General features: G+C 75.6%; 12 protein-coding genes. 7 read left to right on the top strand and 5 right to left on the bottom strand.

What is annotated here, in order from left to right; genetic code table 11:
• Positions 1–4: 4 nt before the first annotated feature.
• The 4 genes from DFQ13_RS11645 to DFQ13_RS11630 all read right to left on the bottom strand — a co-directional run bounded on the left by DFQ13_RS11645 (position 5) and on the right by DFQ13_RS11630 (position 3,116).
• On the bottom strand, positions 5–424 hold the full coding sequence (locus DFQ13_RS11645) for a VOC family protein (protein WP_035286462.1): 420 nt from the start codon (positions 422–424) through the stop codon (positions 5–7).
• Positions 421–1,302: an AraC family transcriptional regulator gene (locus DFQ13_RS11640; protein WP_219994377.1), complete on the bottom strand. Its 882-nt coding sequence runs from the start codon at positions 1,300–1,302 to the stop codon at positions 421–423. The genes DFQ13_RS11645 and DFQ13_RS11640 overlap by 4 nt, the downstream gene beginning before the upstream one ends.
• A gap of 79 nt (positions 1,303–1,381) precedes the next feature.
• Positions 1,382–1,987 carry an ABC transporter permease gene (locus tag DFQ13_RS11635; protein ID WP_110079807.1) on the bottom strand — a complete coding sequence of 202 codons (606 nt, stop codon included), beginning with the start codon at positions 1,985–1,987 and terminating at the stop codon, positions 1,382–1,384.
• Between the two features lie 91 nt (positions 1,988–2,078).
• Entirely contained in the window at positions 2,079–3,116 is a 1,038-nt protein-coding gene (locus DFQ13_RS11630; RefSeq protein WP_110079806.1) for a medium chain dehydrogenase/reductase family protein, read from the bottom strand.
• A gap of 109 nt (positions 3,117–3,225) precedes the next feature.
• Between DFQ13_RS11630 and DFQ13_RS11625 the strand changes: the two genes are divergently transcribed.
• The 4 genes from DFQ13_RS11625 (at position 3,226) to DFQ13_RS11610 (ending at position 17,725) form a co-directional block, all read left to right on the top strand.
• Complete coding sequence (locus DFQ13_RS11625; RefSeq protein WP_110079805.1) at positions 3,226–3,867, top strand: TetR/AcrR family transcriptional regulator; 642 nt, start codon at positions 3,226–3,228, stop codon at positions 3,865–3,867.
• A 294-nt stretch (positions 3,868–4,161) separates the two neighbouring features.
• A complete protein-coding gene (locus DFQ13_RS11620; protein WP_110079804.1) occupies positions 4,162–8,751 on the top strand; it encodes a peptidoglycan-binding domain-containing protein in 4,590 nt (1,529 codons plus the stop codon).
• Complete coding sequence (locus tag DFQ13_RS11615) at positions 8,748–12,455, top strand: DUF6603 domain-containing protein (RefSeq protein ID WP_110079803.1); 3,708 nt, start codon at positions 8,748–8,750, stop codon at positions 12,453–12,455. Before DFQ13_RS11620 ends, DFQ13_RS11615 begins: the two co-directional genes overlap by 4 nt.
• Positions 12,452–17,725 carry a hypothetical protein gene (locus DFQ13_RS11610; RefSeq protein ID WP_110079802.1) on the top strand — a complete coding sequence of 1,758 codons (5,274 nt, stop codon included), beginning with the start codon at positions 12,452–12,454 and terminating at the stop codon, positions 17,723–17,725. The genes DFQ13_RS11615 and DFQ13_RS11610 overlap by 4 nt, the downstream gene beginning before the upstream one ends.
• A gap of 264 nt (positions 17,726–17,989) precedes the next feature.
• On the opposite strand, the gene DFQ13_RS35935 is transcribed toward DFQ13_RS11610, so the two are convergent.
• Positions 17,990–18,331 carry a hypothetical protein gene (locus tag DFQ13_RS35935; protein WP_407643158.1) on the bottom strand — a complete coding sequence of 114 codons (342 nt, stop codon included), beginning with the start codon at positions 18,329–18,331 and terminating at the stop codon, positions 17,990–17,992.
• 256 nt (positions 18,332–18,587) lie between these two features.
• Between DFQ13_RS35935 and DFQ13_RS33755 the strand changes: the two genes are divergently transcribed.
• The 3 genes from DFQ13_RS33755 (at position 18,588) to lexA (ending at position 24,961) form a co-directional block, all read left to right on the top strand.
• Positions 18,588–22,403, top strand: a complete 3,816-nt coding sequence (locus DFQ13_RS33755; RefSeq protein ID WP_407643157.1) for a hypothetical protein — start codon at positions 18,588–18,590, stop codon at positions 22,401–22,403.
• Positions 22,404–22,417: 14 nt separating this feature from the next.
• Entirely contained in the window at positions 22,418–24,067 is a 1,650-nt protein-coding gene (locus DFQ13_RS11600) for a hypothetical protein (RefSeq protein WP_110079801.1), read from the top strand.
• A 237-nt stretch (positions 24,068–24,304) separates the two neighbouring features.
• Complete coding sequence (gene lexA, locus DFQ13_RS11595; RefSeq protein ID WP_110079800.1) at positions 24,305–24,961, top strand: transcriptional repressor LexA; 657 nt, start codon at positions 24,305–24,307, stop codon at positions 24,959–24,961.
• The last annotated feature ends 55 nt before the right edge of the window (positions 24,962–25,016 follow it).

Here is a 25,016-nt window from a genome sequence, read left to right as displayed (position 1 = left end):
CCGGTCAGCTCCCCCCGCGCGGGTGGCCGGGGTAGGTGCCGAAGTTCCACGCGTTGCCCTCGGGGTCGCGCAGCGCGAAGTCCCGGGAGCCGTAGTCGGTGTCGAACGGCGGCGTGGTGACCTCCGCGCCCGCCGCGGCCACCCGGTCGTGCAGGGCGTCGGGGTCGGCCGTCACGACGTAGGCGCTGAACGACCCGGGTCGGGTGACGCAGGCGCCCGATTCGCGCTCCTGGCCGAGCATGACCCCGCCGCCCTCGGGCCAGGCCAGTTCGGCGTGCTGCACGACCCCGTCGTCGTCGCGGTGGGCCATCGTCTCCTCGAAGCCGACCACGTCGACCAGGAAGCGGATCAGCGCGTCGGCGTCCTTGGCGCGGAAGGTGGGCCACACCTGCGGTGCCGGGGGATTGCCGGTTGTTGTGCTCATGCCGGGGAGTCTGCCGCCTCCAGCGGGCCCATGGCTTGGACGATTCGGAACTCCTCGGCCAGCCAGGTCGTCGGCGAGCACCCGGCGAACTCGCGGAAGTCCCGCACGAAGTGCGACTGGTCGTAGTAGCCGTGCGCCGCCGCGACCGCGGCGGCGCTGTGCGGCGCCCCCGCCAGCGCCCGGCGGGCCCGGTCGAACCGCACCACCCGCGCGGCCGTCTTCGGCGACAGGCCCAGCTCCGTGGCGAACCGGCCGGACAGGTGCCGGGCGCTCCACCCGAGCTCGTCGGCCAGCCCCGCCACCGACACGTTCCCACCCGAGCGCAGCAGCCGCCCCCAGGCGTACCGCACCCTCGGGTCGACCTCCCGGCGGTCGTCCACCCGCGACAGCAGCGCCCGGTCGAGCACGGCGAACCGCTGCGACCAGGTGTCCGCGTGCAACATCCGCTCGCGGACCTCCCCGGCCAGCGGCCCGAGCACGTCGGCCGCGTCGAGTTCCAGACCCGCCAGCTCACCGGCCGGACACCCGAACAGGACCCGGGCGCCAAGCGGGTGCAGCGACACCTGCACCCCGGACTGCCTGCCGCCGTAGGCGATGAACGCGGGCGTGGGGTCCAACCCGCCGAGCAGGGAGCGGTAGCTGCGGGGAGCCCGCGCCGGGTCGGCCATGACCAGCGGGTCGTCCAGGGTGAAGATCAGCGTCAGGTACGGCGACGGCAGCCCCCGATGCACGGCCAGGTCGCCGCCGCTGTCCCGGTAGCCGCTGTAGAAGGCCGCGTAGGGCCGCAGCGCGGCGGCGGGCCGCCCGCGCACGTACTCGCTCACCTCGTCCACACCCACCGCCTCCCCGACGATCGAGCCCATCCTCGCAGAAGCCACCGACACCCCGACCCGCTTCGGAAATCCCGAGGGGGTTCGGGGTTCGGCACTGCGGTCTCCGGCGGGCGGGTGGGACGGGTCACCGGGTGCGGGCGATCCGGTGGTGTTCGAGGACGGTGGCGACCGCGTAGCCGCCACCGCCCGCGACGGCGAGCACCCAGAACAGGCCCGGGGTGCCCAGGAGCAGTGCGGCGGTCGAGACCAGCGCCAGCCACGTGCCGAGGGCGTAGTGCAGGACGTTGCGGCGGGCCGCGCCCTCGGCGAGGTAGACCATGCCGACGACGAATCCGGAGCCCGCGGGCCACAGCATGGTCGGCAACCCGGGGGCGTCCAGGGCGCCCGCCAGGCCGGTGATGGCGAGGAAGAGCGCGGCGAAGCCGCTGATCCAGGCCAGGCCGAGCAGCCTGCCGGACAGCACGTCGGACCTGCCGGCGCCGCGCTGGGCGCGGGTTGCGGCGAGCGTGGCGAAGGCGGTGCCCGCGGCGAGGCCCGCGCCGAGCAGGGCCGTGGGCAGCCAGCCGGGGAGGGTGACCAGCGGGTCGGGGCCGGTGGCGATCGCGGTGGAGCCGTGCCCGAGGGCGTAGGCCAGGCCGAAGCCGGTGTAGGCGGCGCGGTTGTCGACCTCGCCGACGCGGGTGGTCGGCGGGGTGGCGGGGATCGGGGCGGGGAGCGCGATGGCGGTCATGGCGGGTGCCTCCGGGGCAGGTCGTCGTGGTGGGACTAGGACGGGGTGCGGGGTCGTGGTCACCGGTGCCCCGGGGACACGGGCCGCGCGTTCACGGGACGATGACGACCTTGCCCGCGGTGGTGCGCGACTCGGCGAGTGCCAGTGCCGCGTGGGCTTCGGCCAGGGGGAACTCCGCGGCGATCTGAGCGGTGAGCACGCCGTCGGCCAGCAGGCCCAGCACCCGGGTGAGGTCTTCGGCCAGCCGGGCCCGGAAGACCTCCGGGCGGCGCTTGCCCGCCCAGAAGTTGTAGAAGTGCGCGCTCCTGCCGTTTGGCAGGAGGTTCCACGCCGCCAGCCGGGCGATCGACTTGAGCACCGGGAGCCGCGAGTTGCCGTCCTCGTCCTTCGTGGCCGCGGTGCCGTAGGACACCAGCGTCCCGCCGCGGCGCAGCAACCGCCACGACTCGGCCAGCCCGGCGCCGCCGACGTGGTCGAAGACCGCGTGCACACCGTCCGGCGCGAGGTCGCGGATCTTGCCGTACAGGTCCGGGTCGCGGTAGTCGACCGGGGTGGCGCCGAGCGCGCGCACCAGCTCGTGGTGCCGCGGCGACGCGGTGCCGATGACCTCGATCCCGGCGTGCCGGGCCAGTTGCACCAGGGTGGAGCCGACGCCGCCGTTGGCGCCGAGCACGACGATCGTCGCACCCGCGGGCACCGCGGCGGTGCGGTGCAGCATCTGCCAGGCCGTGACCCCGTTGACCACCACGGTCTCCGCCGCGGCCGAAGCGACCCCGTCCGGCACGGCCACCAGGTCCGCCGCGTCGAGCAGCAGCGAACTGGCCCAGGCGCCGACCTTGGTGACCGCGGCGTACCGGCGACCGACCATCGCGGCGTCCACCCCCGGGCCGACGGCGGTCACCGCGCCGACCACGTCGTACCCGGGCACGAACGGGAACGCGGGCTGGTCGTAGTACTTGCCGCGCCGCATCTGCTGCTCGGCGAAGCTCACCCCGGTCGCCTCCATCCGCAGGACGACCTGGCCCGCGGCGGGCGCGGGGAGGTCGCGGGCGGTGACCCGCAGGCCGTCGGGCTCGACCAGGCCGGGCAGCACGACCTCGGTGGCGTGGGTGGTGGTGAGGCTGTCCATGGGGGTTCTCCGTTGCGACTCGTTGAGATTTACGGGCGTAAGGCTACGGCTGTAAGTGAACAACGCGCAAGGAGTTACGGCCATAAGTTTTCAGGTGTAAGCTGACACCATGACAAGCACCCCGAACGCGGCTCCTCCCCGCACCCGCAACCGCCGGGGCGAGGGCTCGCGCCTGCGCGACGAGATCGTGGCCGCGGCGGTGGAACTGCTCGACGAGACCGGCGACGAGAGCGCCATCACCCTGCGGTCGGTCGCCCGCCGGGTGGGGATCGCGGCGCCCTCGATCTACCGCCACTTCCCCGACCAGCCGACCATCATGCTGGCCGTGGTGCAGCAGGCCTTCGCCGAACTGGAGGCGACGCTGCGCACCGCGCTGGACGCCGCGACCGGCGGCGACCGGCGGCGCCTCCTCGCCGTCTGCCACGGCTACCTGGACTTCGCCCACGAGCACCCCGAGCGCTACCGGACCATGTTCGGCGGGCTGTGGATGCCCGCGCTGGAGGAGACCGCCGTGACGCCCGCCGACCTCGCCGCACTGGGCGACGGGTGCCTGGGGTTGCTCCGCGAGGCCCTGGACGACTGCGTCGCCGCGGGGAACGCCACCAGCACCGACCCGGCGGCCGACACCATCGCGCTGTGGCTGGGTCTGCACGGCCTGGCCCACCAGCGGGCCGTGACCGTCGCCTTCCCCTGGCCACCGGACATCGCCGACCGCGTCATCACCGCCCTGGCACACCTGCAACCCGCCTGACGGGACACCCGACTGGCGGAAATGCGACAAGCGGGTGCCGTCGCCGCGAGCCGGTGTGGTGAAAGTGGACACGCTGGGCGAACCGGTGCGGGTGACCGCCGAGCGGGCGACCAGCCCGGATGAGCGCAGCCCACCGTCCTGTTGTGACGCACCGTGTCGGGTGGGCGAATCGCCCACGGACTCCGGGGCGTTCGCGGGTGAAACCATCGGGGGGCGCGGGCGTAACGGTGTCGGGCGATCATCCGACCTCCAGCCGGAATAGTCGAGAAAGACGGACCGGCTGGGAGACCCTCGTTGCCCGCACTGCCCACTTCGGACATCACCGCCCTTCCGCTCGTGCTCGCCGGTCCGATCGTGCGGCGGGTCGAGGCCACCGGCGCGACGGTGTGGATCGCGCTCAAGGCGGCGCGGTCGGTCGCGCTCGACGTCTACCCCGAGACCGGGGACACCGCGACGTCCCGGATCGCCACCGCCACCGCCCCGACCGCGCGGATCGGCGCGAACCTGCACGTGGTCGCGGTCAAGGTGACCGGGGCGTTCGAGGCCGGGAAGATCTTCCGCTACCAACTGCGCTTCGGTGACCACGCGGCGGCGGAGGTCCCGGCCGACGCGCCGAACCTGTTCACCGACAACGTCGTGGCGGCCACCGGCGCCGAGGCGCGCAAGCGGTTGGTCTACACCTCCGGCCCGGCGCTGCCCAGCTTCATGACCCCGCCCGCCGAGGTGGCCGGACTGCGCCTGTTCCACACGGGCTGCCGCAAGCCGCACGGCGACGGGCAGGACGCCATGGTCCTGCTCGACGACGTCCTCGCCGCCGACGCGGGCCGGGCCGAGCGGCGGCCCCAGCAGTTGTTCCTGACCGGTGACCAGATCTACGCCGACGACGTCGCCGACGTCGTGCTGCACCTGTGCGACCAGCAGGGCCGGGCGCTGTTCGGGCGGACCGAGGTGCTGCCCGGCGTCACCGACGCGGAGCTGGCGGTCGGGGCCCGGCAGGACACCGCGCGGCAGAAGGCCGGGGCGTCCGCGCGCTCGTGCCCGAACCACCTGCTGCGCGCCTCGGAGTTCGCGGTGGCGCACCTGCTGGCCTGGTCGGAGGTGCTGTGGCCCGCGGGCGACCTGGCCACCCTGCTCGCCGACGTCCACCCCGCGCTGGCCACCGCCCTGGCCGTGCGGCCGGGCGAACGCCCGAGCACGCCCACCACCGGCCACCGCGACTGGGGTGCGGTCGACGCGGCGGGCAAGGAGTTCACCGACACCGCCGAGAAGCTCGGCGCGTTCCGCGACGGGCTGATCGGCGTGCGCCGGGCGCTGGCCAACACCGCCACCTACATGGTCCTCGACGACCACGAGGTCTCCGACGACTGGTTCGCATCCCAGCAGTTGCTCACCGGGATGATCGGCGCGCCGCTGGGCAGGCGGCTGCTGTCGAACGCGCTGTCGGCGTTCGCCGTCTTCCAGGCCTGGGGCAACACCCCCGACGAGTTCGCGGCCGACCGGCCGGGCGGCAGGTTGCTGGCCGCGCTCGCCGCGCCCGACCCGACCGCGGCGCAGCCCGCCGCCGAGATCGCCCGCCGCGTCGGCGTGCCCACCGGGCTCGTGGCGGGCACGGTCGACCGGGAGGACGGCGAACTTCCCTGGCACTACCGGATCGAGTGGGCCGCCCACCAGGCCGTCGTCCTCGACACCCGCACGCGCCGGTTCTACCCGTGGGGCGGCAAGGACCCCGGCCTGCTGTTCCACGGGGACTCACCGATGCAGGCGATGGTCGATATCGCCGCCGACACCGGCCTGGACAAGGTGACGCTGGTCGTGTCGTCGGCCCCGGTGGTCGGGCACCCCTTCCTGGCGAGGTTCGCCCGCCCGGAGGTGCGCGGCATCCGCGCCGACGCCGCCGACCTCGCCGACGACTCCGACGGCTGGGGGCAGACCGGCCTGGCGTTCGAGGCGCTGATCGCCCGGCTGCTGACCAAGCCCGACGCCGCCGGGACCCCGGCCGCGCGCAGGCGCCGCGTCGTCGTGCTCTCCGGTGACGTCGGCTACGGCTACGCCGCGCGGATGGGCTACGAGGGCACGGCGGCGTTCCTGCGGCCGGGCACCGGGGCCGTGCGCGGTGTCGTCGCCCAGCTCACCGCGGGCTCGGCCAAGGGCGAGACGCCGAACTCGCTGTTCCTGCACCAGAACGGGACCGTGGTGCGCTCGCGGGCCGTCCCGTCGGTCGAGCGGGTCGGGTGGGCCAACGACGAGCTGGCCCCGATCACCGCGGGCGAGATGCCCGACCCGGCGAACCCCGGCCGGTTCCTGCCGTGGCGGGTCGGCGGCTTCCCCGCCGTCGCGGAGACCACCCCGGCGCACGTGCTGTCGAAGGCCCCGGAGTGGCGCTACCGCGTCGACTTCTACCGCCACGAGGACCCCGACCGCCTCGTGCCGCGCGAGGGCAACCCGCCCAACGTGATCACCTACCCGGAGGAGCCGGTCCCCCGCGCCGACGCCCTCAAGTGGTACGTGCGCGTGGCGCAGAAGCACGCCGCCTACAAGGATACCTACGGCGACGGCAAGCAGCTCGTGGGCCGCAACAACATCGGCGAGATCGGCTTCGCCTGGGAGGACGGCGACGCCAAGTCCGTCGTGCAGACCCTGTGGTGGCGGCTGGAGAAGACCCCGGAGGACAAACCCAACCGCGGCGCGCCGCTGACCCGCCTCGCCGTCCCGCTGGACGTCGGCCAGGCCTCGAACTACCCGCCGGAGAACCTGCCACCGCTCTACGGCGACACGCTCCTGGAGGAGGGCGCCCAGGACACCGCCGGCTCCGCGCACGTCCTGGCGCTGCAAGAGGACCTGCGGGAGCTGGGCTTCCTCATGCACGACTGCACCGGCAGGTTCGACCGGTTCACCCGCTGGGCCGTCCGCGACTTCCAGACCTACGCCAAGCGCGGCCGGGTCGCCCGGATCGGCAGCGCCTTCACCCGGCTGGCCGCCGACGTCACCGCGGCCGCCACCGAGCTGACCGTCGAGTCCACCTCGGGCTTCCCCGCCGCCCCGTTCCGGGTCCGCCTCGGTTTCGAGAACGTCGAGGTCACCGCAGTCACCGGTACGAAGTGGACGGTCGGGCGCGGCAAGGACGGCACCGGCGCGGCCAGGGCGGGCGCGGCGGACGGCGTGACGCTGCTGCCCCACGACACCTCCGCCGACGCCGCCCACCAGTGGTACGGCTGGGCGTCCGCGCTGGAATCCGTCGACGTGCCACCGCGGCAGCGCTACACCGGGACCGTCAGCGGCGACGTCGACGGCCCGACGCGCAAGGCGCTGTCGCGGTGGAAGGAGTACCGCTGGCGGTGCCCGGTCGTGGTGGAAATGTGGACCCCGCGCGACAGCGCCGACGCCAAGCTCGTCGCGCTCGACGCGTTCGCCCAGACCCCGCTGCGGGCGACCCGCCCGGCGCGGCTGGCCGACAACATGTGGTACTGGTTCGAGGGCAAGTGGGGCTACGGCCGCACCGTGTTCTCCCGCGACTTCAGCGACAAGTGGCCCCGCCCGGCGGCACACCCCGTCGACACCACAGCCCGCGAGCGGCGCACCAAACTGGGGTACGTCAACGAGTTCACCATCGCCACCGGCGGCCCCTACCACGGTGGCGCGGGTGATCCGCAGTACGGCCACAGCTGGGCCGAGGCGGAGATGACCTCGGAGTCGGTGCTCGGGCAGCCGCTGACCGCGCTCGCGGGCGCCACGCTGTCGACGTTCAAGGTCGTGCGCGCGGTCGCCGAGGTGGAGATGCTCGGCTACTTCGACGCGCTCAACACCTACGACCACGCGTTCGCCTCGTGGGGCCTGTGCCACTGGACGATGGGCAAGCGCGACGAGGACGCGAACCCCCGGGAGATGTGGGGCGCCGACCCCGGCGAGTTCTGGGCGTTCGTCGCCTACCTGAAGACCAACTACCGCGCCTCGTTCGACCGCGTCTTCGGCGAGGCGGGCATCGAGGCCGACCGGGCCTGGACCGACGACGGCAAGCAGGGTGTGGACGGCGCCATCCCGTGGACCTGGCGGGAGCGCAAGTACGTCGCCGAGGGGATGCGCTCGATCCGCGACGGGTCGATGGTCGCGCTCACCGGGGCGGCCCACCCGGGGTTCGCCCCCTACGGCGAGTACGGCGAGCTGGAGTACTTCCGCTCCTGGCACTGGTACCACCGCCTCGCGATGGCCACGCGCACCGACGCCGAGCTGCGGCGGGCGATGTACGACGTGGCCAGGATGCGCGTGCGCGACGTGCTGTCCACGACGTGGAACAAGCGGACGGGGACGACGGCGGTGAACAACCCCGCGCCGATGCCCACGGGGACCACCATCGGCCAGGTTTTCGCCTCCGAGCACATGGCCGGGCTGCTGCACCGGCTGCACGTGTTCTCCCCCGGCGCGGTCGTCCGCAACGTCAACGGCGCCACGCACGCGTCGAACACCCTGCAGAACATCGTCGTGGCGGCCAGGGCGGCCACCGCGGGGGTGTTGCAGTGGGGCACCCCGGCCGTCCCGCCGTCCCCGGGGAACCCCGGCTCCCCCGCGGTCCCGTTCGTCCCGTCCACCTGGGGCCCCGACCACGAAGAGGCGCTCATCGCCGCGTTCATGGCCCACTACGCCTGCCCCGGCCACGGCACGGCGGGCCACAACACCGGCCCGGACCCGAACCACTCGTTGCAGCCGGTGCACAACTGGCCGCAGTGGGGGGCGAACCCGCGCCACTACACGCTTCCCGTCGCCACCCTGCCCGCCGCCGAGCAGACCCTGCGCCGGGACCGCGACTTCGCCGTCGACGTGGCCGGGCTGCCGCTGCCCCCCGCCCCGCCCGCCCCCGCCCCGACCCCGCTCGTGGAGGACCACCGATGAGCACCCCCGTGCCACGCAACGCCCAGCAGCAGCTCGTCCGCGAGGTCGAGCTGGTCCTGGAGCCGCTGCTGCTCGCCGCGGGCGGGCAGTGGCACCTCGACGCCCTCCTGGAGGCGCTGGGGTGGGACCTGTCGGCGCTGCCGGGCGGCGCCGACCTCACCGGCTGGCTCAAGGACGTCACCACGGCGGCGCAGGGCATCACCGACCTGGTCGAGGACCCGCCGCAGTCCCTGGAGGACCTGGTCCGGGTGCTCCAGACCGCCGCGACGGCGTTCCAGGCCGTGCGGTCGATCCCGACGGGGATCAAGGCGGTCGACCCGCAGGCGGTCGTGCGCGACCTGGTCGACCACCTCATGGTCTCCTACCTGGTCAAGCACCACCAGACGCTCTACCACTGCCTGGTGCTGCTGGGCGTGGTCGTGCCCGCCGCGGACGCCCCCGCCCAGCAGGCCACCGTCGTCGACGGCGTGCCGGTGCGGCTGCCCCGCTCCCGCTCGGCGGTGCGGCCGGAGAAGCTGCTCGCGCTGGTCACCGACCCGGTCGGCACGCTCACCGCCGAGTACGGCGGGCTGAGCCTGGCCACCGAGGCGAGCGCGGAGGCGGTCGCGGCCAAGCTGCTGCCCCGCCTCGGGGAGCTGCTGCGCTCGCTCGGCGTGGAATCGCTGGTCGGCCTCGGCGACCCGGACGGCAGCGGTCTGGCGGGCGACGGCATCGCCATCGGCAACCGGATGCTGACGCTGTCCAAAGAGGTCGGTGACGACCGGGTGAGCGCCGTGCTCGGGCTCACCGCGGCGATCGCGTCCGGGGAGACCGGCGGCCTCGGCGTCGTCCTCGTGCCCAGCGGCGCGGTCGCCGTCGAACAGGTCTTCGGCGGCTGGAGCCTGCACGCGGACCTGTCCGCCGCGGGGCCCGGCGTCGCCATCGGCCCGCAGGGCGTCACCGTGTCCGGGGGTGCCCCGCCGCACATCGGCCTCGCGGTGGAGTTGCGCCGCGCCGACGGCGCCCCGCCGCTGGCCCTGGGCAGCGCCACCGGCACCCGCCTGGAGATCGGCGACCCGCGCGTGTGGGTCGCCGCAGAGCTGGACCCGCCCGCCGACCAGCCGCTGGACCCGGCCGCCCAAGCCGACGTGGAGGTCGGCGTGGTGGCCCGCAAGGCCGCCGTCGTCATCGCCGGGGGCGACGGCGACGGGTTCCTCGGCAGCGTCCTGCCCGCCGACGGCCTGCGCGCCGAGTTCGAACTGGGCCTGGTGTGGTCCCGTCGCGGCGGGCTGCGCTTCGCCGGGTCGGCGGGCCTGGAGGCCGCGCTGCCGGTGCACGTCCGCCTCGGTCCGCTGGAGGTCCGCGACATCACCGTGGCCCTCGTCGCGGGCACCGACGGCCTGCGCGCCACCGCGACCGGCACCGCCCGCGTCGAACTCGGCCCGGTCAAGGCCACCGTGGAGAAGATGGGCATCGCGGGCACGCTGGCCCCCGCCCCCGGCCGTGACGGCAACCTCGGCCCGATCGCGGCGGGCGCGGCGTTCGAGCCGCCCAAGGGCATCGCCATCGAGGTCAACGCCGGTCCCGTCACCGGCGGCGGCTACCTGTTCGCCGACCACGCCAAGGGCGAGTACGCGGGCGCGGTGGCGCTCAAGCTGCAAGCCCTCGCGCTGCGCGCCGTGGGCATCCTGACCACCAGGATGCCCGACGGGTCCGACGGGTTCTCCCTGCTGCTCATCGTCTCCGCCGAGTTCACGCCCATCCAGCTCGGCTTCGGGTTCACCCTCAACGGGGTCGGCGGCCTCATCGGCGTCAACCGGCGCGTGGACACCGACGCGCTGCGCGCCGGGCTCACCAGCGGGGCGCTGGACTCGATCCTGTTCCCGAAGGACCCGCTGGGCAAGGCCGGGGAGCTGGTCGCGAGCCTCGGCGCGGTGTTCCCGGTCGCCAAGGGCAGGCACGTCGTCGGGCCCATGGTCAAGATCGGCTGGGGCACGCCGACGCTGGTCACCCTGGACGTCGCGCTGCTGCTGGAACTGCCGACCCCGCTGCGGCTGGCGATCCTCGGCAAGCTGCACATGGCGCTGCCCAGCGAGGACAAGGCGCTCGTCGTCATCAACGTGGACCTGCTCGGCGTGGTCGACTTCGAGCAGGGCACGGCCGCGGTCGACGCCCGACTGCGCGACTCGCGCATCGCCGCGTTCCCCATCTCCGGCGGGCTGGCCATGCGCGCCAACTGGCTGGGCAAGCCCGCCTTCGCGCTGTCGGTCGGCGGTTTCCACCCCCGCTTCACCCCGCCGCCGGGGTTCCCGAAGGTCGACCGCGTGCAGATCGCGCTGCTCAGCGGGGACAACCCGCGGCTGCGCATGGAGTCCTACCTCGCCCTGACCTCCAACACCGCCCAGATCGGCGCCCGGGTCGACCTCTACGCCGCCGCCCTGGGTTTCAGCGTGGCCGGGATGCTGTCCTTCGACGCGCTGTTGCAGTTCGAGCCGTTCCGGTTCGAAGTGGACATCGCCGGGTCGCTGTCGCTGAAGAAGGGCAGCAAGCAGCTCCTGCTGGTCCGCGTCGAGCTGGGCCTGTCCGGGCCGAACCGCTGGCACGCCCGGGGTCTGGCCCGCGCCGAGATCCTGTTCTTCGACGTGGAGATCTCCTTCGACCGCTGGTTCGGCAAGGCGCTGCCCGGCGCGGAGCAGCCCGCGGCGGTCGCGCTGCTGGAGCGGGTCGAACAGGCGCTGGCCGACCCCGGAAGCTGGAGCGCCCAGCTCCCGCACAACGGCCGCCCGGCGGTCACCGTGCGCAAGGTCCCGGCCGCGCAGGGCACGCTGCTGGCCCACCCCACGGGCACGCTGGCGGTCACCCAGCGGGTGGCGCCGCTCGGGGTCACGCTGGAGAACTACGGCCGGGCGCCGATCGCCGGGGCCAAGCGCTTCGACCTCACCTCGATCACCGTGCGCGGCAAGGCGGGCGGGACCGGCACCGCGCTGTCCACGGAGGAGGTGCGGGAGTACTTCGCCCCCGGCGAGTTCTTCGCGCTCGACGACAGCGAGAAGCTGGCCCGCCCGTCGTTCGAGGAGTTGCAGGCGGGCAGGCGCACGGTGGCCGCGCCCCGGCGCGCGTTCGACGAGACCGGCTTCGAGACCGACACCGAGCCCGAGGAGATCGTCATCGACGCCCCCGCCACGGCCACCCCGGCCGCGCTGCGGGCCGCCCGCCGGGTCTCCAACCCGGTGGACCCGGCGTCGGTGGAGGTGGTGTCGGTGGGCACCACGCAGGCGGACACAATGGCGGTCAACGCAGCGCCCGTGGACGCGGTGCCAGGGGGCGCGGCGCGGGACCCGCGCCGCGCCGTCGCGCCGTCGCCCGCCGCCAGGGCCGCCGCCCGCGCCGCGGTCCGGCGCACCGGGAAGTCCCGCTTCGCCGCGCAGGCCCCGACCCCGCTGGTCGTGGCCGACCCCGACTACGCCGTGGTCGGCGCCGGGCTGCGCGCCGAGCACCACCCGACCTGGACCGAGGCCCGCGAGGCCGCGCTCGCCCGCGCCGCCGACGCTCCGGCCCAGCCGTTCACCACCCAGGCCGCCCCGCCCACCCAGGCCGCTCTGTCCACCCAGGCCGCCCCGCCCGCCGACGCGGGCGCCGCGGCCCGCTTCGCCGCCCCCGCGGGCCGCACCGGACGCGTCCGCGTCGTCCCGGTCGCCCCCGCCGCCTCCGGAGGAACCCGATGACCGGCCTGACCTTCCTGTCCTGGGTGCGCGAGGGCCTCGCCGCCGACGGCGGGGACGCCGACCCGCTGGCGGGTCCGCTGCCCGCGCACGCCACCGTCACGCTGCACCCCCGGCTCAACGACCGGCCGGAGCTGTCGATCCCGACCCGGCTCTACGGGCCGGGTGACGTGACCGGCGTCGACCCGCAGCAGGTCGTGCGCTGCTCCCCCGCCCCGGACAGCGGCGACGCGCAGCCGAACATGCTCGCCGCCGTCGAGTTCGACCAGCCCGACCTGCCGTGGACGTTCAGCGCCGCCGCCGCGGACGGCCAGGGTCGGCTGCGGCCGTGGCTGGTGCTCGTGGTCGTCCCCGAGGCCGACGCCGAGGTCCTGCCCGGCGGGCAGGGCGGGTTGGCCCGGCTGCGCTGCGCCACCACCGAACTGCCCGACCTGGACGAGTCCTGGATGTGGGCGCACGCCCAAGTCGTGACCCAAGGCCTGGACAACACAGACAGTGCGGGCTCGGTTGGAGCTGTCCTGGCCAACCACCCCGAACTGGCGACCTCCCGGCTGCTGAGCCCGCGCAGGCTGCTGCCCCAGACCCGATACGTCGCAGCCGTCGTCCCGGCGTTCGAGGCCGGGCGGCTGACCGGCCTCGGCCGCGAACTGACCACGGAGGACGAGGCGCGGCTGCGCCCCGCCTGGACCGCAGCGGGTCCCACGGCCAAGGAGAAGGACTGGGAGCTGCCGGTCTACCACCACTGGCGGTTCGGGACCGGCCTCGACGGCGACTTCGAGTCCCTGGTCACCCGGCTCACCCCCCGCGCGCTGCCCGGCACCGCCGGGGCGCGCAGGCTCGACGTGTCCGACCCCGGCGGCGGCCTGCCGAAGCTGGCGGACCACGGCGTCGTCGACCTGGCGGGCGCGCTGCGCACCGCGGGCACCGACCCGCGCCCCTGGCACGCCGACACCGCCGACGAGGTGGGCGACGCCCTCGAACGCGTCCTCGACGCGGGCCCCGACCCCGACGACCCCGCCCTGACCCCACCGGTCCACGGGTCCACGCACGCGGGCACCACGGGGATGCCGTCGCCGCAGGCGGGTCCGAAGTGGCTGCGCACCCTCAACCGCGACCCCCGCCACCGCGCCGCGGCGGGCCTCGGGGCCGAGGTGGTGCGCGCGCACCAGGAGGAGCTGGTCGCCGCCGCGTGGGACCAGGCCGCCGAGGTCCGCCGGGCCAACGAGGCCCTGCGCCAGGGCCAGCTCGCCCGCACCGTCGCCGACAGCCTGCACCGCAGGCTCGACGCGGTCACCACCGACGACGCCGCCCGCGCCCGGCTGCTCCAGGTCACCGCCCCCGCCGAGCAGGCCGCGGGCGCCATCGCGGCCAACCAGGAGGCGCATTCCGCCCTGGACCCCGCGTTCCGCAAGGTGCTGCGGCCCGGCGGCCCGCTGGCCAAGGGCACCGGGCGCGGCGCGGACACCACCGCGGCGGGCCTCGCGGCCGCGCTGAGCAAGCGCACCGCCACCGCCACCCCCGACCTGCCGCAGCCCGCGGGCGTGGTCAACGTCGAGGACGTCGCCGCGGGCAAGCGGGTCGGCTTCGACGACCTCGGTATCGACCGGCTCACCGCCCGCCCCTGGGAGAACAGGTCCGGCCCGACCGACCTGACCCCCGAGGACGTGCCGGGCATCCGCAACGTCGGCGCGGCGTGGACGGACCAGTCCACCGGCACCGTCGTCGACCGCGTGTTCGTCACGACGCACGACGGCCGGGTCATGTCCGCCCGGTACAGCGGCGGCGCGGTCACCTGGACCGACCACGGCAGGCCGGAGGGCACGGCCGCCGTCAGCGCCCCCGCCGCGCTGGGCACCGAGCAGGTCGTCGTCCTCGGCGAGGACGGCCAGTTGCACCGGCTGGCCTGGGACGGCGACCGCTGGGCGTGGAAGGCGCACGCGCGCCTGCCGGGGACCCCGCTGCTCGCCTTGGCCCCGTTCATCGGCGCGGCCAAGCGCAGCGGCAAGCCCGGACCGGGTGACACGGTGACCTCCGGCACCTACTACAGCGTCTTCGCGGTCACCACGTCCGGGACGCTGGTCGAGCTGGACAGCAAGAACGGCGGCACGTGGTCCTACTCCGACCACGGCACCCCGCCGGGGGCCACCCTCGTCCCCGGTGGCCGCGTGTCCTTCGTGGCCGACTGGACCGTCACGGTCGTCGCCAACGGCGGCAGGCTGTGGACGTTCAGCCTGGAGAGCGGGTCCTGGAGCTGGTTCGACACGAACCGGCCCGGTGTCACGGGCCTGTCCCCGGTGGACCCGCCGATCGTGCTGGGGTCGAGCATGGGCGGCTGGGGCGCCAAGGGCGGTTCGACGACGATGCTCTACGAGCGCTACCTCCGCACGAGCTTCCCGATCGGGTTCGCCTGGCGCCAGCACGGCCTGCCGCACCCGCCCGTCGGCCAGGTGCTGGGCAAGTGGAACAACCGGGGCGTCTACAGCACGACCCGCTCCACGATCGCCTGGTTCGACGGCTCGAACTGGGTCGAGCGCGGCCCGCGCGGGCCCGTCGCGGGCGACCAGGCGCTGCAGGGCGTGCTGAGCCCGTACGGCAACGCCTGGTTGACCGACAACGACGGCAGGCTGCTGCGCTTCGACATGAACAGCGGCGCCTGGTACGACCACGGCAGGCCGAACCCGGGCGGGCGCGGCGCGCTGTTCGCCACGCCGACGCCGAACATCAGGTGGCGCAACCAGGTCGGCTTCCGGTCCAACCTGCTCGTGGCCACCCGCGACAGCTCCGGCCCGCTGACCCGCTTCGGCCGCGACACCGACTTCGACGGGACGGCCACCGCGGGCTGGATGCGCAACGCCGTGCCGGACGTCCCGGCGACCGCGCAGTCGTTGACGCTGTGCGCCGCCGACCTCGGGGTGGCCGAGGGGACCACGACCGACCCCGACCTGGTGGCCGTCTGGGTGCAGAGCACCACCAGCGGCACCAGGGCCAGCTACCGGGTCGGCCGCGCGCTCAACGCGCAAGGCGCGCCGCAGAGCTGGGGCGCGGTGCGCACCCTGCCCGACGCGCTGTGCACGACCTACAACGCCGATTGGGGCCTCAGCGACCACTGGACCATCGAGGCCGCGACCGCCACCCTCGCCGACCTCGACGGCGACGGCCGCCAGGAACTCGTCTTCGTCTACGTGGGCGGCACGCGGACCATGCGCAGGCTGTTCCTGCGCATCGGCTGGAAGCTCGACCCGGTCACCGGGGCGGCGCTCGGCGGCTGGTCGGACTCGGTGGAGATCCCCTGGCCGGGCAGGCCGTCGAGCACGGCCCCCGCCGTCGCGGGCATCTCCGTGGCCGTGGCCGACCTCAACGGCGACCTGCGCCCGGAGCTGGTCGTCCTGCTCACCGAGAAGACGGCGGCGGGCGTCACCGCCTCCTACCGGATCGGCTGGAACCTCAACGCCCGGGGCACCGTCGCGGGCATCCCCTGGGGCGAGCGCTGGTCCGACGTCCGCCAGGTCCCCGGCGTCCACCCCACCGGGACGGCGGGCGTGGCCCTGGCGGTCGCCGACTACACCGGCAGCCAGCTCGCCGACCTGGTCGTCCTGGTCGCGCCGAAGACGACCGGTCCCAACCGGGCCGTCTACCGCATCGGCCGCGACGTCGTGAACGGCACGCCGACGGCGTGGTCGGACCCCATCACCGCCGACCCGTCCGGCCCGTGGGGCGACGCGGTCACCGTGTGCTCGCTCGCCGTCGTGGACCTGCCCGGCGGCACGCTGGAGGCGAAGATCGCGCACGCCACCCGGTTCCGCGCCGCCGCCGCGGTGCACCAGACCGCGCTGCTGGCCGCGCAGTCGCGGGCCGAGCTGGAGGACGAACCGCGGCTGCCGCTCGCGGGCCTCGCCGACGCGGTGACCGGGGCGCTCGACCCGGAGGTCGCGGTGACCGGCCGGGTCCTGGGCCGGGTCGGCGGGGTCGACCTGGGCGGGGCCGGGCTGACCGACCCGCTGAGCCCGCTGCTGACACCGCCGGTGTTCGAGCAGCCGATGGCCGAGCTGCTGGCCGAGCTGGGCCAGGACCACCTGCTGCCCGGCGTGGAGTCCATCCCCGCCGAGACGCTGACGCTGCTGCGCACCAACAGCGAGTTCGTCGAGTCGTTCCTGGTCGGGGCCAACGACGCGCTCGGCCGCGAGCTGCTGTGGCGCGGGTTCCCCACCGACCGCCGCGCCACGTCCTTCCGGCAGTTCTGGGACAAGCGCGGCACCACCGAGCCGGGCCACGAACCCGCCGACGTGCCGCCGATCGCGCAGTGGCCGCGCCGCGCGGGCCTGGGCGAGGTCGCGGGCGCGCACGGTGAGCAGGTCGTGCTGCTCCTGCGCGGTGAGCTGGTCCGCCGGTTCCCCGGCCTGACCGTCGTCGCCGGGCGGGCGTTGCCGCCGCGCACCCCGGGTGGGCCGTGCCTGCTGAGCCCGATTGAACGCGTGCAGCCGCTGTTCCTGGGCAGGCTGCACCCCGACGTGCTCTACGTCGGCTTCCCGCTGTCGGTCGCCGAGGTGCGCGGCACGCTGGAGTCCGGCGGGTCGGACCCGGGCTGGTTCTTCGTGTTCGAGGAGGAGGGCACCGAGCCGCGCTTCGGCCTGGACGCCGTGCCCACCACCGGCACCGTGCAGTACGGCGTCCCGCCGACGACGTGGCGCGACCTGACCTGGGCGTCGGTGGCGGGCACCGCCACCGAGCTGGCCGGGCTGCGCCACCTGCGCGGGCGGTTGCCGTACACCCCGTCGCCGGTGCCGCTGCGCGCCCCGAGGTTCCCGCAGGAGCAGGTGGCGACGGCGACCTGGGCGCACAACAGCGCCCACGTCGCCCACGCGACCTACCAGCCACCGGCGCGGGTGGCCTTCCACGCCACCGACCTGCTCCCGTCGTTCGGCGCGGGCTGGCGGGTCACCCACGTCCGCAAGCACGGGTCGGGCAGCGACCGGGTCCGCGAGCTGGCCGGGCCGCTGCCCGGCGGCGGCTGGTGGCGCGCCACGGCCGCCGAGGTGGTCGAGGGCATCCTCGGCCGCGAGAACTACTACGTCGAGACCACCCCGGGCGTGCGGGTGAACCTGGTCGCGGTGCGCACCGGCGACCGGGTCGACCTGCGGACCGAGGCCAACGACACCGAGGGCGACAACCTGTCCGAGCTGCCGCCCATCCCCGCCGGGGCGGGTCTGCCGCCGCAGCTCGCCGACGCCACCGCCGCACCCACCGCACCCGCTGGAGCCCGAGAGAATGCCTGACACCACCACCGAGGTCCCGTGGACCCTGGCCGCCGACCACCCGGTGGCGCTGCTCCCGGTGCGGCTGGAGACCCGGTTCACCGACACCGAGCTGCTCGTCCGCGTCTACCCGGACGAGATCCACGTCGACAGCCACGAGCCGCCGCTGACCGCCGACGAGGCCGAGTGGGGCAAGCGGTACTGGACGGCCGTGTGGCGCGCGGGCCTTCCCGGCGTCGAGACCGACCCGGCGGAGCGTGCCGCCTGGGAGGAGCTGGCGGGCCGCTACGGCGCCGAGCGCGCCTCCTGGGTCGCCCGCGTGCTGGAACCGACCAACCCGCAGGCCCGCCCGTCCGGCACCCCCGCGTTCCCGGCCACCGCGCCGTTCCGCGAGGGCCCGTGGACCAAGCGGGCCGTCGCCCGCGCCATGCCGACGCGCTGGCACGTGCACGGCCACCCCATCGCCGCGGGCGCGGCCGTGCAGCGCGTGGTCGGCAAGCCGGTGCCGCGACCGCTGCCCATCGGCCCCAGCCCGGACCGGACCGCCGACCTGGACCCGGCCGCGCCGCCGGTCGACGCCGACACCGCCTGGCTGGTCGACTTCACCGCCGCCGAGGCGGTCGGCATGGCCGTGCGGCTGCCCCGCGCGGTCAACGGCGTCAGCGGCTACCGCACGCTCATCGCGCACGGCGTCGTCGAGCAGGCGGGTGCGGCGGGCGAGGTCCCGGCCGAGGCCACCGCGCGCGAGCTGGCCGACCTGTTCGAGGCCCAGTTCCACACCAGGGGCATGGGTTTCGTCGCCCCCGGCGCCGCCACGAACAACACCGCCACCGCCGCGTCCACGCACAGCCGCAACGACCCCGAGGCGCGGGCCGCGCTGCGCGTGCGCCACGGCGACGCCGCCCCGGCGGCTCCCGACGCCGCCGCCCGGGTGCTGACCACCGCGCTCGGCCTGCCGCTGACCTCGACCGGCGGAGCGGGCGGCCCGGCCGCCGCCACGCCCGGCGCGCTCGCCCGGGCGCGGGGCGCGGGCCGCGCCGACGACAAGCGCGTCCGCGACATGGCCACCGCGCTGTGGGCGGTCACCGGCGGGTACACGCTGACCCAGCTCACCGCGGGCCGGTTCACCGAGGGGCAGGTCCGCGGCGTGCGCGAACACCTGCGCCGCTACGTCCGCCCGGCGGGCCCGCTGCCGATGCTGCGGGTGGGCAAGCAGCCCTACGGCGTGCTGCCGGTGCTGCCGGTGGACAGGTGGGTCAGCACGGAGATGAACGAGTGGCCCGGTCTGCACCCGGACGTCGTGCCGTTCCTGCGGACCCTGCGCGACCGGATCTGGCGGCCCGCCGCCGACGACCCGGCCGCCGTCCCGCGCATCACCCGCGCCCCGCAGGACGACCAGGTCGTCGCCCGGGCGCTGGCGATGGCCCCCACCGCGCGCCGGGTCTTCGCCCGCAGCTCGCTGGGCGTGGACTACATCACCGCGCTGTGGCGCTTCGCCGAGCTGGCGCTGAGCGAGCAGTGGCGCACCGACCTCGGCGCCGCCGCGGCGGCCCTGGCCGCCCGCTTCGGCCTCGGCCCGTTCGACGTGCGGTTGGCGAAGTTGGTGCACGCCAAGGAGTCCTACCCGCTCGACGCGCCGTGGACGCTGGCCCCGGAGACCGTCGCGGGCGGGCGCCCGGTCGACTACCTGGCCGCCCTCGGCTCCGCCGCCCGCACCCCGAGCGAGCTGCGCGACGCGGTCGACCTCGGGCCCGCCGCGTTCACCCCGCTGCTGTACCGGCTGGTCCGGCACGCGCTGCTGGTCGAGTTCGGCATGGCCGCCGAGCGCGTCCTGGGTCCGCTGGCCGAACCCGAATTGGTCGGCGTCGACGACCGCGCCGCGACGCAGACGGTGTTCACCCGCCTGGACTCGCCGATGCCCGGCTGGTCCGGTTCCGTCGGCGCCTGGGTGCGCGGCCCCGGCGCCGCCGACTCCCGCGCCCACCAGGTGACCGAGGCTTCCACCGCGGTGCGCGCGCTGGCCGACGTGCCGCCCGCCGACCTGGAACGCATGCTCGCCCAGCAGCTCGACACCACCTCCCACCGCCTGGACGCGTGGCTGACCTCGCTGGCCACCCGCCGCCTGGAGTGGCAGCGCGCCGCCAAGCCCACCGGCGTGCACCTGGGCGGCTACGGCTGGGTCACCGACGTCGTGCCGCGCCCGACCGCGCCGAGCCGGGTCACCGCGCTGCCGCCGGACGAGGCGGGGCCGCTGGTCAACGCCGGGTCCGACGTGCCGTCACCGATCCACGCGCCCTCCCCCGCGCACGCGGTCACCGCCGCCGTGCTGCGCGCCGCCCAGCGCGCCCACGGCGACCGGCCGGACGCGCCCACCGCGGTGGACCTGACCTCCGAGCGCGCCCGCGCCGCCGCGTGGGTCCTCGACGGGGTGCGCCAGGGCCAGCCGCTCGGCGCGCTGCTCGGGGCCAGGGTGGAGCGCTGGGTCCGCGACCACCCGCTGCCCGCGCTGTCGTCCTGGATCGACCGGCTGCGCGCGCTCGCCCCGCTCCGTTCGTCCTCTGTGGACACCGAGGGCACGCCGACCGAGGTGGTCGCGTTCCGCGACGCCCTCGACGGCCTGGCCCTGCACCGCCGCGCGAGCGCGGGCAGGCTCGACCCGGTCCGCGACGTCGGCGCCACCGCGGGCTCCGCCGACGCCACCGCGCTCGCCCAGGTGTTCGCGAAGCTGGCCGACCTGGTCGACGCCGTGGCCGACACGCTCCTGGTCGAGGGCGTGCACCAGGCCGTGCAGGGCAACCCGCTGCGGGCGGGCGCCACCATCGCCGCCATGTCCACCGGCGAGGCGCCCCCGCCGGAGCCGGAGTCGCTGCGCACCCCGCGCACCGGTGACGCGGTGACCCACCGGGTCGCCGTCCTGCTCGACGGCACCGCCCCCGACCCGGCGAAGTGGCCGACCGGCGCGGCGCAGAGCCGCGCGGTCGCCGACCCGGCGCTGGCGGGCTGGATCGCGGAGCTGCTGCCCGCCCCGGGCACGCTGACCGCCGAGGCCGCCCTCGCCGACGGCACGACCAGGCCGTTCACCCTCGCCGCCGCCGCACTGTCCCCCTTGGACTGGCTGGCGCTCGTCCCGCCGGACCCGTCGGCCCCGCTGGCCGGGACCGACCTCGACGCGCACCTGCTGCGCGCCGCCGCGACGGTTTCCGGCGGGGTCCGGGTCACCTCGGTGACCTGCCCCGACCTGCCCGCCATGTTGGAGGCCGCCCGCGCCGCCAAGGACCTGGTCGCGGGCGCCCGCCCACTGCGCCCGGCCGACCTGACCCTCCCCGAACACGCCGACACCCCACCCGCCACCGGCACCCCGGGCACCGGGACGCCAGGCACCGGGACGCCGGACCCCGGCACGGGAACACCGGGCGGCGGCACGCCGGGCACCGGAACCCCGGGAACAGGCACGCCGGACCCGGGCACACCCGGCGGTGACACCGGCACTCCGGGCACGGGCGGCGGCAAGCCCGGCCAGAACCCCGGCGAAACCCCGCCCTACAACCCGCACCCACCCGGCGGCGGAGAAACCAGCCTGCTCCACACGAGCACCCCGAACGACGACACCGGCACACCGGGAACCCACAAGCCCGGCCACACCCCACCCCCACCCGGCGGCGGCGAAACCAGCCTGCTCCGCACGAACACCCCGGCCGCCTCCGCCGCCCTCGCCCCAGCGAGCGCGGCCGACCGCGCCGCCGCCGTGACCGCCCTGGTCGACCGCGTCGCCGCCCAGCTCGCGGGTACCGACCTCGGCCAGCTCCGGGACGGCCTGCTCGCGGCCAACCTGCTCGGCGTCCCCGGCGTCGTCCCGCCCCCCGCCGCCCCCGGCGACACCGACCGGGGCGTGCTCAGCGCCCTGGCCGCGGCGGCGCTGCCGGAGGTCACCCGGCGCCGGGACGCCGCGGCCCTGGAACCCGACCCCGTTCGCAAGCTCGGCGTCCTGACCGGCGTCGACGTCCTCGGGGTCTTCACCCTCGCGGGCGACACCCCCGCCACCGCCACCGACCTGCTCGCCTCGCTCGGCACCAGTACGGCGCTGCAAGGCGGGGACCCCACGGTCGCGGCGACCCGGCTGCTCGACGTCGCCGAGGTGCGGCCCGGTGTCGACCGGTTCGTCACCTCGCTGGGCTACGCCGAGGCGCTGGGCGCGGGCGACTCGCTCAGCGCGGACGTCGCGCAGCTACCGAAACCGCCCGCGGGCAAGGAGTCCGCGGAGCGGTGGGCGGGCCTGCCGTCGACCAACCCCGGCACCAGGCTGGCGTTCACCCTGCACCTGCCCTTCGGCGCGCCCACCGCGACCACGCCGGTGTGCGGGCTGATGGTGGAGGAGTGGACGGAGGTCGTGCCCCGGCGGCGGGAGACCACGGCGGTCGCGCTGCACGCCGAGAGCCCGGATTCCGCGCCACCGCAGGCGATCCTGCTGGCCGTGTCCCCGGACCGGCGGGCGGTGTGGGACCCGGCGCTGCTGGCCGAGACCGTCCTGGAGGCGCTGGAGCTGGCCCGGCTGCGCATGGTCGACCTGGAGGCCCTGCACCCGGCGAACCCGGACGCGCTGACCGACATCGGCCAACTCCTCCCGGCCGCCGTGCTGGCCGCCAACACCGCTCCCCGGGACGCGGTGTCCACCGACTTCACCCGCGCGCTGCCGCGCTGAGCAAAGGACGACCGATGGCCTCCATCACCACCTGGACCCGGCTCGAACCCCGCGCCCGCTCCGGCGACCTGCGCCCGGCCACCGAGGCGCAACTGCACGACCCGCTGTGGTCGCTGGGCAGGCAGTGGCAGTTCGGCGAATTCCTCGGCGACGACGCCGGTTCGCCGGTGTGGGTGCGCGTGCGCGGCACGGCGAGCACGGTGACCGCGTTCAGGGCGGATTCCGCCCCGCGCGAGGACTACGACCCGGACGTGCCGCTGGAGGCGGTCGCCGAACGGGAGCAGACCCACCGCACCGACCTGCGCGCCGCCGCCGAGTCCGGGCAGCGGCTGTCCCGGGTGCTCACCGCGGCTGGCCTGCCCGCGGTCGCCGCCGCCGTCCTGCGCGAGTTCCCGATGCCCGCGCCGGGTCCGCACGAGCCGGAGTCCGCGCGCCGGTACCTGGCCGTGCTGGCCGGGCGGGCCGTGCACGGCGACGCGTTCGCCGCCGAGTCGCTGCACCTGGTCCCGGCCGGAGCCCTCCCGCCCCGGCTCGGCCTGGACCCGACCGCCACGGCCGCCGCCGTCCCGGTCGTCGAGGAGTGGTTGGCCTGGCACTACGGCAGGCGGCTGCACGGCCCGGAGTCGTGGGACCCGACCCGGCTGGAGCACCGCTTCACCGTCGCCGCCCGGGTCGACGGGGCCGAGGTCGCCCTGCGCGCCCCGGAGTACCCCGGCGGGCGGCTGGACTGGCCCGACTTCACCGCGGCGGGCGCGGACGGGCTGGCCCCGGCGGCCAGGCAGGAGAAGGTCGTCTCCACCACCTTCGCCGCGCCCGCCTCCTTCCCCGGGATGCCCGCCCGCCGGTACTGGGAGTTCGAGGACGCCAGGACCACCATCGGCGGCGTGGAGGCGGCCCCGGAGGACCTGGCCAGGATGCTGCTGGCCGAGTTCGCCACCGTCTACAGCTCCGACTGGTACGCCGTGCCCCTGGACGTGCCGGTCGGGTCGCTGACCAGGCTGACCTCGGTCGTCGTCGCGGACACCTTCAGCTCCGTCCTCGGCGGCCCCACCCTGGCCCCGCTGCCCGGCACGGGCAAGGGCGACGCCCACTGGTCGCTGTTCACCCTCAGCACCACCTCCGGCGGCAGGCTGCGGGCGCTGTTCCTGCCCCCGTCCACCGGCCGCGGCCTCGACGGCGAACCGGTCGAGGAGGTCCTGTTCGCCCGCGACGAGGACGCCAACCAGGCGTGGGCGGTGGAGAAGAAGGTCACCGACGCCATCGGCGGCGCGCTCGACCGGACCGGGGAACCGTTCACCCCGCACGTCCCCGGGGCCACCGAGGCCGGGGCGCTGCGCTACCGGCTGGCCACCGCGGTCCCGGACAACTGGATTCCGATGCTGCCGGTGGAGACCCGCCCGGGCGCGGTCGTGCTGCGCAGGGCCCACCTCGTCCGCCACCACCCGGACGGCACGCAGGAGGAGGTCGCGCCACTGGGCGAACTGCTGTCCGCCACGCACAACGTCCGGGAGGAGGAGATCCCGCGCGAGGGCGCCCAGGTCACCCGCGCCACCCAGTACACCCGCGGCGCCGACGGCAGGCACCACCTGTGGACCGGCCGCCGCAAGCGGCCCGGCACCGGCGAGTCCGCCAGCGGGCTGCGGTTCGACTCGCTGCTGGACTGAACCGGGCGGGGCACGAACGGCGCGGTCGGGCGACTCCGACCGCCCGAACCGCCCGCGAATCCCGGTTTCGCGCGACTCACCCCGCGCGAACCCGGGTCTCGCATGTGGACAGATCTGGAACGGGTGGCCCACCCGACCCCGGCGGACGAGGAGCGCCCGCCGGGGCGAATCACCTGATCGAGGGCGTGGCCCGCCCCGGGCCGGGATCGGCGCGGCGGCGCCCCCTAGGATTCCCGGGTGACCGCCTACGACGTCGACCCGTTCGAGCACCTGGACGCCTCCGCGCTGCCGCTGCGCCAGCAGCAGATCCTCGCCACCATCCAGGACTGGGCGGTCCGCCACGGCCACTCCCCCAGCACCCGCGAGATCGGCGACGCCGTCGGCCTGCGGTCGTCGTCCTCGGTCTCGAGGCACCTGGCCAGCCTGGAGGAGCGCGGGTTCCTGCGCCGCGGCGGCTCGGTGTCGCGGCCGATCGACGTGCGGGGGTTCCTGCGGGAACCGCGGGCCGAGCGGGCCGAGGAGTCGGTGCCGGTGCCGGTGGTCGGGCACATCGCCGCGGGCGCGCCGATCACCGCCGACGAGCACGTGGACGACGTGCTGCACCTGCCGCGCGGGCTCACCGGGCGCGGGACCGTCTTCGGACTGCGGGTGCGCGGGGACTCCATGGTCGACGCGGCCATCTGCGACGGCGACGTCGTGCTGGTGCGGCAGCAGTCCGAAGCGCACTCGGGGCAGATCGTCGCGGCGATGATCGACGACGAGGCCACCGTCAAGGTGTACCGGCGCAGCGGCGGCCACGTCTTCCTGGAGCCGCGCAACCCCGCCTATGACGTCCTCGACGGCGACCGGGCCGTGGTGCTGGGCCCCGTCGTCACGGTGCTGCGCAGCGTCTGACCCACCGCGTCCGGGCGGACCCCGACCAGTCAACGGTCCACAGAGGACAAACCAG

Source organism: Actinokineospora spheciospongiae, assembly GCF_003182415.1.
GTDB classification, from domain to species: Bacteria; Actinomycetota; Actinomycetes; order Mycobacteriales; family Pseudonocardiaceae; genus Actinokineospora; species Actinokineospora spheciospongiae.
Note: the sequence above shows the minus strand (reverse complement) of the source record. Positions and strands in the feature narration are given on the sequence as shown.